General features: G+C 43.1%; 6 protein-coding genes. 2 read left to right on the top strand and 4 right to left on the bottom strand.

Translation table 11 applies throughout. The features are described from left to right. Positions 1 to 165: 165 nt before the first annotated feature. Positions 166 to 801 (top strand): hypothetical protein, encoded by a 636-nt coding sequence (locus B9J87_RS09975; protein ID WP_026027861.1) that lies wholly within the window; start codon positions 166 to 168, stop codon positions 799 to 801. Positions 802 to 1,079: 278 nt separating this feature from the next. Next, positions 1,080 to 1,871, top strand: coding sequence for an EAL domain-containing protein (locus tag B9J87_RS09970; protein WP_013867855.1), 792 nt, complete (start codon positions 1,080 to 1,082; stop codon positions 1,869 to 1,871). A 116-nt stretch (positions 1,872 to 1,987) separates the two neighbouring features. On the opposite strand, the gene B9J87_RS09965 is transcribed toward B9J87_RS09970, so the two are convergent. From B9J87_RS09965 to B9J87_RS09950, 4 genes are read right to left on the bottom strand one after another with little or no spacing between them, the layout of a single operon-like run. Then, entirely contained in the window at positions 1,988 to 3,580 is a 1,593-nt protein-coding gene (locus tag B9J87_RS09965) for an ABC transporter ATP-binding protein (RefSeq protein ID WP_094150511.1), read from the bottom strand. Further along, the gene (locus B9J87_RS09960; RefSeq protein ID WP_017046433.1) at positions 3,577 to 4,620 is read right to left on the bottom strand and encodes an ABC transporter permease; all 1,044 of its coding nucleotides are present in this window, start codon (positions 4,618 to 4,620) and stop codon (positions 3,577 to 3,579) included. Before B9J87_RS09960 ends, B9J87_RS09965 begins: the two co-directional genes overlap by 4 nt. Beyond that, positions 4,617 to 5,702 (bottom strand): microcin C ABC transporter permease YejB, encoded by a 1,086-nt coding sequence (locus tag B9J87_RS09955; RefSeq protein ID WP_013867858.1) that lies wholly within the window; start codon positions 5,700 to 5,702, stop codon positions 4,617 to 4,619. Before B9J87_RS09955 ends, B9J87_RS09960 begins: the two co-directional genes overlap by 4 nt. Positions 5,703 to 5,711: 9 nt before the next feature. Further along, positions 5,712 to 7,529 (bottom strand): extracellular solute-binding protein, encoded by a 1,818-nt coding sequence (locus B9J87_RS09950; protein WP_254918127.1) that lies wholly within the window; start codon positions 7,527 to 7,529, stop codon positions 5,712 to 5,714. Positions 7,530 to 7,612 lie beyond the last annotated feature (83 nt).

The raw sequence follows: 7,612 nt of genomic DNA, 5'->3' as shown, positions 1-7,612 counted from the left end.
AATGGCGACTAACCGCCGCCAAAAAGTGGCGACAAAATGGCGGCGAATTTTATTTATATGTGCGAACATATGCGGATATTTGCGGCTTGATGTTTTTTAACACATTGAATTAAAGCCACAAAGCCAAGCACAGCAAGGTTTCAAAGGTATCGGAGAAAATACGAATTGTTACTGGACATACTCACGCAAAGCGTCAACGAATTTCAAGCTGACTGCCTAAAACTTTGTGAAAAGCACTACCCCACCATACACAACCAAGGAATGAGTGAACATCACTTAGGGCTGGCTTTTGCTCGCAGGTTGGCTCGTACACTCAGTGAATTTGGACACCCATGCCACTATTCTGTTATTGAATCAATCCCTCAGCGAGACATGCCACACCACTACCGAGTGAGCAGTGATGCAGGAACAGTATGGATCCTGACTCACCATATGGTCAGTGCTGGTAAAACCTGTCGAGAAAAGTTGATGCAAGACATTGCGCAGTGGAAATATGAGTACGCTTACGCGATTCAACCGAATGATTTACTGTTATTACTGACCGATCACTGGATCAGTCGTAGCCAAAAAAGTCGCGAGTTACTTCATTGGTGGACAGGGCAATTACCCGATGAAATAGATCAATACCTCGCACAAGGTATCACGCTGTATGAAAGTGACTCATTGCTAACTCAATCTTTAGAGAACCGTTTTCAAATTAGCCCTTGTTATATTAAATTTAGCCATCCTTTAAAACGCTCTAAAAACCAGCAACTAGTCCGAAAATACGTTCAATTATATGCCGTATTACAATGGGCGTAACGTAAACAAACCGCCCTCATTTTCTTCCAAATTCTAGATTTTATATTACCCTCTTCATTGGGCTGTCTTCTGATTTAGCACACTCTCAATCAATTGAGCCTGCCGCATCACATTCACTAAATAATTCAATATTTGTGACGCTGTTTTGACAACCCACAAATTTTCATCTTAGCCAAAGGTACAATTGACAAAGGTCAAGGTGGGTCAATAATATGGCATGGCATATTGGCGCTCGGATGCTTCAAGCAAAAATTAATGATTAGGATGTCGAAAATTGTATGCTTTTAACTAACAAAACTCAGTTTTCAAAATGCATGTCTCTGGATTCCGATGGCCAGTTTATCGCTCATTACCAGCATCTTGTGTTGCGAAGCGTTTTCCAGCCGATATTCTCGCGGGATAACCGTATTGTGGGCGTTGAAGCCCTAGTGAGAATAACCGCCAATGGCAGCACGACCATTCGCCCCGATTGTTTTTTCCATTCCGACACTATTAATCCCATCGACAAACTTAACGTAGAAAGACTCAGCCGAGTTATCCACATCCGAAACTATGCCCTTTCCGAATATCGTCAATGCCAATTATTTCTAAATTTACTGCCTGTCGCGGGTGAATTGTTTGCCATCAGCGACATCAACAAAGCATTGCTATGCGATCGCCTCAAAGAACTACATATAGAACATAATCAACTGGTCATGGAATTGATTGAAATCGATTCAGAAAATGAAAGCAAGCTGCAATGCGCAACGCAAAGTCTGGCTGCAAATGGTTTTAAAATTGCCATTGATGATTTTGGTACTCAAGCCTCAACACCACAACGGGTTAATTTGGTGACGCCTGATATCATCAAATTTGATCGAAGCTTATTACTCAAATATATGCAAGGTGATTGTGACCCACTTATGGATGGCATTACCCTTGCGAAACAGAATGGTTCCAATACCGTTGTAGAAGGCATCGAAACCCAAGCGCAACTCGAAGCAATGCAAAAACTCGATATTGATATGTTTCAAGGCTATTTTTTAGCCATGCCGGAAGCGATAGTACCAGCCATTAAGATGGCCATTTAATAACGATATTCTTTACATGCGCGTAGCGCCCCAACTTTACCGCTACTTTCAATATTCACTCACTGTTTTCCTAGCGACAACATCACGTTATTTAACTGTATGACATAGCGTGATGTTTAATAAGAAAAGGAAATAAGCTCTTGGGTATAAGGGTGCTGAGGATTGAGAAACAGCTGTTGCGTTTCCCCTTGCTCAACGACTTCACCCTGTTTCATCACCATAGTGTAGTGGCATAATGATTTCACCACATGTAAATCATGGCTAATGAACAAGTACGTTAATCCATATTTTTGTTGCAGCGATTTAAGCAAATCCAACACTTGCGCTTGAATCGTACGATCTAAAGAAGAAGTTGGTTCATCAAGTAAAATGAACTCAGGTTTAAGCACCAATGCCCGAGCAATCGCGATACGTTGTCGTTGCCCACCTGAAAACTCATTGGGATAACGGTAGCGAGTGGCTGGGTCGAGTTCAACTTCTCGCATCACATCACAAATCATTCGTTCAACAGTTTGTCTATCATAACGGCTATGAACCTCTAACCCTTCACCAATAATCTGCGCCACCGACATTCTCGGATTCAGTGCTGAAAATGGATCTTGAAAAACGACTTGCATCTTGCTGCGATAAGGTAACATAGCTTTCCTATCTAACCCTTGCAGCTCATTATTGTCGTAACAAATCGAGCCTTCCGAATGGACTAATTTTAGTATCGCCATGCCAGTGGTCGATTTACCCGAACCGCTCTCGCCAACAATTCCTAATGAATGTCCTCTTTTAAGCTTAAACTGCATGTCGGTGACAGCTTTAATATGCGAGACCGTGCGCTTGAATAAGCCGCCAGTGATGGGAAACCATACTTTGAGATGCTGAAGCTGCACTAGAATTGGGTTGTCAGGGTTTACGTCAACGGGCAAACCTCGAGGATCGGATTCAATCAATTTTTTGGTATAAGAGTGAGAGGGTGATGAGAACAGCGTTTTGGCATCATTCACCTCGATCACTTGCCCATTTTGCATCACTGCAACGCGATCAGCGATACGCTTAACAATACTGAGATCATGAGTAATGAACAACATGGCCATACCCAGTTCTTGTTGCAGGTTTTTAAGTAGATCTAATATTTGCGCCTGAACAGAAACGTCAAGCGCAGTGGTCGGCTCATCAGCAATCAGTAATTCAGGCTCATTGATCAAAGCCATCGCAATCATGACTCGCTGGCGTTCTCCCCCAGAAAGTTCATGTGGATAAGCATTGATCTTAATTTCTGGCGATCGAATACCCACTTTTTCTAACCATACAATGGCCAACTGACGTGCTTTGCTGCCTCTTAGTCCTCGATGAATCTCAACAACTTCGATCAACTGTTTACCAACTTTGTGCAGAGGATTGAGTGAGACCATTGGCTCTTGGAAAATCATACCAATCCGCCCGCCTCGTATACCTCTTAATTGCCTCTCGCTACAGTTCAACGTGTTGATACCATCAAAAAAGATCTCCCCTTGCAAATAGTGGGCAGCACTTTTCGGTAACAACTTCAAAATGGCATTCGCCGTCACTGATTTACCAGAACCACTTTCCCCCACCAGCGCTAAAGTTTCCCCTGCGGAGAGAGAAAGTGACACCACTTTAATCACAGGTTCAATATTGTCTTTTTGACCAAACCCGACCGAAAGATTTTGGATAGAGAGTACGGTTTTACTCATCATCTTCTCCCTGTCGAATGCGGGTCAAAGGCATCGCGTACAGCTTCGCCGATAAAGACCAATAATGTCAGCATTAACGAGAGCACCACAAATGCTGAAATACCTAACCATGGAGCTTGTAAATTGGCTTTCCCTTGCGCCAATAATTCGCCCAAAGAGGGCGAGCCGACTGGCAAGCCAAAACCGAGAAAATCTAAGGATGTTAAAGTCGTAACTGAGCCTGAAAGAATAAAGGGCATCATGGTTAAAGAAGCCACCATCGCGTTAGGTAGCATGTGGCGAAGCATAATGCGGCGATCACTCACCCCCATCGCTTGCGCAGCCCGCACATAATCAAAATTACGACAGCGTAAAAACTCCGCTCTCACCACGCCCACTAAACTCATCCAACTAAAAAGCACCATAATACCAAGCAACCACCAAAAATTCGGTTCGACGAAACTCGATAAAATGATCAGCAGAAAAAGCGTTGGCATCCCTGACCAAACTTCAATAAAACGTTGCCCAAGTAAATCAAGCCAACCGCCATAATAACCTTGAGTGGCACCAACGATAACGCCTATCACTGACGAGACGAGTGTTAATACAAAGCCAAACAAAACCGAAATACGAAACCCGTAAATAATACGAGCCAGCACATCGCGCCCTTTATCATCAGTACCAAGCCAGTTCACTGAATCTGGCGCTGACGGCACTGCATTATTGATATTAAAGTTGATGGTGTCGTAACTAAATGGGATCAATGGCCAAACAATAAAACCTTTTTGTTCAATCAGATCGATGACGTAAGGATCGGTATAATCCGCTTCGGTTTCAAACTCACCACCAAAACGAGTTTCTGCATATTGTTGAAAGGTGGGGAAAAACCACTGCTGATCGTACTCAACCAAAAGGGGTTTATCATTTGCAATCAACTCAGCAAATAGGCTCACCACAAATAAAAGCGTAAACAACCATAGTGAATAAAAACCGCGCCGATTGGACTTAAAACCGTGCCAGCGCAATACGTTTAATGGGTTGGACAGCCTTTTTTTTACCATCATGAACGAGCCTCAAAGTCGATTCGAGGATCAACCCAAATATAGGTCAAATCGGAAATGATGCTGAGGACTAATCCAAGTAACGTCATGATGTATAAAGAACTAAACACTACAGGATAATCCCGTTGAATGGTCGATTCAAAACCAAGTAGCCCTATACCTTCCAGTGAAAACATCACTTCAATCAGCATCGAACCGGTGAAAAATATGCTGATAAAAGCACTCGGAAAACCGGCAATAATAATCAGCATCGCATTACGAAAAACGTGCTGATAAAGAATACGTCCTTCATCCAGTCCTTTTGCTCGAGCCGTCACCACATACTGTTTGTTGATCTCATCAAGAAATGAGTTTTTCGTTAGCATACTCAAAGTGGCAAACCCGCCGATCACCATTGCAAAGATGGGCAAAGCCAAATGCCAAAAATAGTCGCCAATTTGTTGATACCAAGTCAGATCAGCAAAATTATTTGATACTAAACCACGCAGTGGGAACCAACTGAAATAATTTCCACTGGCAAAAATAATGATCAAAATAATCGCAAACAAGAAGCCCGGAATAGCGTAACCGATGATAACCACTGCGCTTGACCATACATCAAACCTTGAACCGTGGTGAATGGCTTTTAAAATTCCGAGAGGAATGGAGATAAGGTAGATGATCAGCGTACTCCACAGCCCTAAAGAGATCGAAACGGGTAAACGCTCAGTGATCAAATCAATAACATTGCCCCCTTTGAATAAGCTGTCACCAAAATTAAAGGTTGCGTAATTTTTTAGCATTTCAAAATAACGGACATGAAGAGGCTTATCGAAACCAAACTGTTTTTTTATCGCTTCGACTACCTCGGGGTCTAAACCTCGGGAACCTTTATATCCTCCAGTGTTAGCCGACAGCGACATATCCACCTCTTGGCCGCCTCCAGTAAATCGCTCCATAATTCCGTCACCATGCCCTTCCATTTGTGCAATCGCTTGCTCAACTGGGCCTCCGGGGGCAATTTGGATGATAAAAAAATTAATGGTAATAATCGCCCACAGCGTGGGCACAACGAGCAGCAATCGGCGGAAAATATAAGCAGTCATTGCATCCTCTTAACGGCGTTTTTCTGGTAGCAATTGCGCTTTCTGCTCCGAAACCCACCAAGTATCAAGACCAATATCATATTTTGGCATCACGCTAGGACGCTCGAATTTGTCCCAAGTTGCGATACGATATTGGCTCAGATACCACTGTGGGATCAGATAAAAATTCCACTGTAGAACGCGATCTAATGCTCGGCCTAAAGGCAATAATTTTTCTGGATGCTCTTGATTGGCGGCAATTTGTTCAGTGAGGAAGTCGACAACTGGGTCTGCCACTCCAGCACGATTGTACGTGGAATCGATGTAGTTTGAATTCCAGATAATCAACAAGTTAGGACTTGGGTAAGGATTCGCCGCATAGGCCGACGAAAGCATGTCAAAATCTCTATCGCGCAAACGCTTAAGATATTGTGTGGTATCCACTGAGCGAATCTTCATCTCGATACCAAGCTGTTTTAGATTTTTTTGCAAAGGAATAGCAATGCGTTCCGTGGTCGGACTGTAGATCAATAACTCAAACTCAAACGCTTTACCCGTTTCTTTATGGGTCATCACTTTATCTTTCAGCTCCCACCCCGCCTCTTTGAGCAATTGAAAAGCGACTCGTAGTTGTTGACGAATACGACCAGACCCATCCGTCACTGGTGGTTGGTATTCTTGGGTAAAAACACGTTCTGGGATCTTATCTTTTAGTGGTGTAAGAATAGTGAGTTCATCAGTAGAGGGAAGACCTTTCGCTTCATACTCTGTGTTTTGAAAATAGCTACGCGTTCGTGAGTATTGATCGTAGAACATATTTTTGTTCATCCATTCAAAATCCATCGCATAGGTCAAAGCCTCGCGCACTTTCGGATCACTAAACACTTCTCGTTGAATATTAAATACAAAACCTTGGGTTGACGCTGGGCTATTATGCGCGATCGCTTCTTTCTTGATGAATCCTTTATCAAAGTTCAATCCAGTGTATGAGCTGGCCCAAAACTTCGCCGAACTCTCTTGGCGAATATCAAATTCCCCAGCTTTAAATGCCTCAAGCATTACGGTATCGTCGCGGTAATAGTCGTATTGGATCTGCTTGAAATTATGTCGCCCAATGCTGACTGGTAAGTTGGCAGCCCAATAATCTTCCTGCAACTCATAAGTAACACTCTGCCCAGTTTGATAACGTACGACTTTATAAGGACCGCTGCCGACTGGCGGTTCATTTAATGGTTCTGCTAAGTTTTTATCCTGCCAATAGTGCTTAGGCAACACTTGAGTTGATTGAGCCAAACTAAAAAGCTTTTCTCTATTAGGTTCTGACATCTCAATACGAACCGTTAAAGGATGGATCGCCGTTACCGATTTAACCGCTTTGTAAAACAGTCGATATTGAGGCACCCCTTCTGTCATGAACTTGTTGAACGTAAACTCAACATCTTGCGCGGTGATCGGTTTACCGTCTTGAAAACGTGCGTTCGGGTTGATATCTAGTTCTAGCCACGAATAGTCATCAGAATAACGAACTTTAGAAGCAATCAATGGATAATAGGTATCAATTTCGTCGCTGGGCGCAAACATCAGTGAATCATAAAGCTCACCACTGCCTGCCGCCGGAGCGCCTCGGGAAGCAAAGCGGTTAAAATTGTCGTAAGTACCTACCTCGCCATAAGTTACTTTTCCGTACTTAGGTGCGCTTGGATTAACATAATCGAAATGAGAAAAATTGGCGGGATATTTGGCTTGCCCAACGCCGGATAATGTTGTGGTTTCTACAACATCCGCAGTCGCCAAAGCACTCATCAGCAGCACAGTCACACCTAACAGCGTAGGCTTAATTTTTCTCATACTAGAATCCTTCCATTGATAACTTCGCGACATTCCATCAGTGTAAACTATTAATAATTCAGTCACTTGGGTAAGTATAGAGA

Source organism: Vibrio sp. V19_P1S1T109 (genome assembly GCF_002241375.1).
Classification (GTDB): Bacteria; Pseudomonadota; Gammaproteobacteria; order Enterobacterales; family Vibrionaceae; genus Vibrio; species Vibrio anguillarum.
This window is presented reverse-complemented; position numbering and strand designations above follow the sequence as displayed.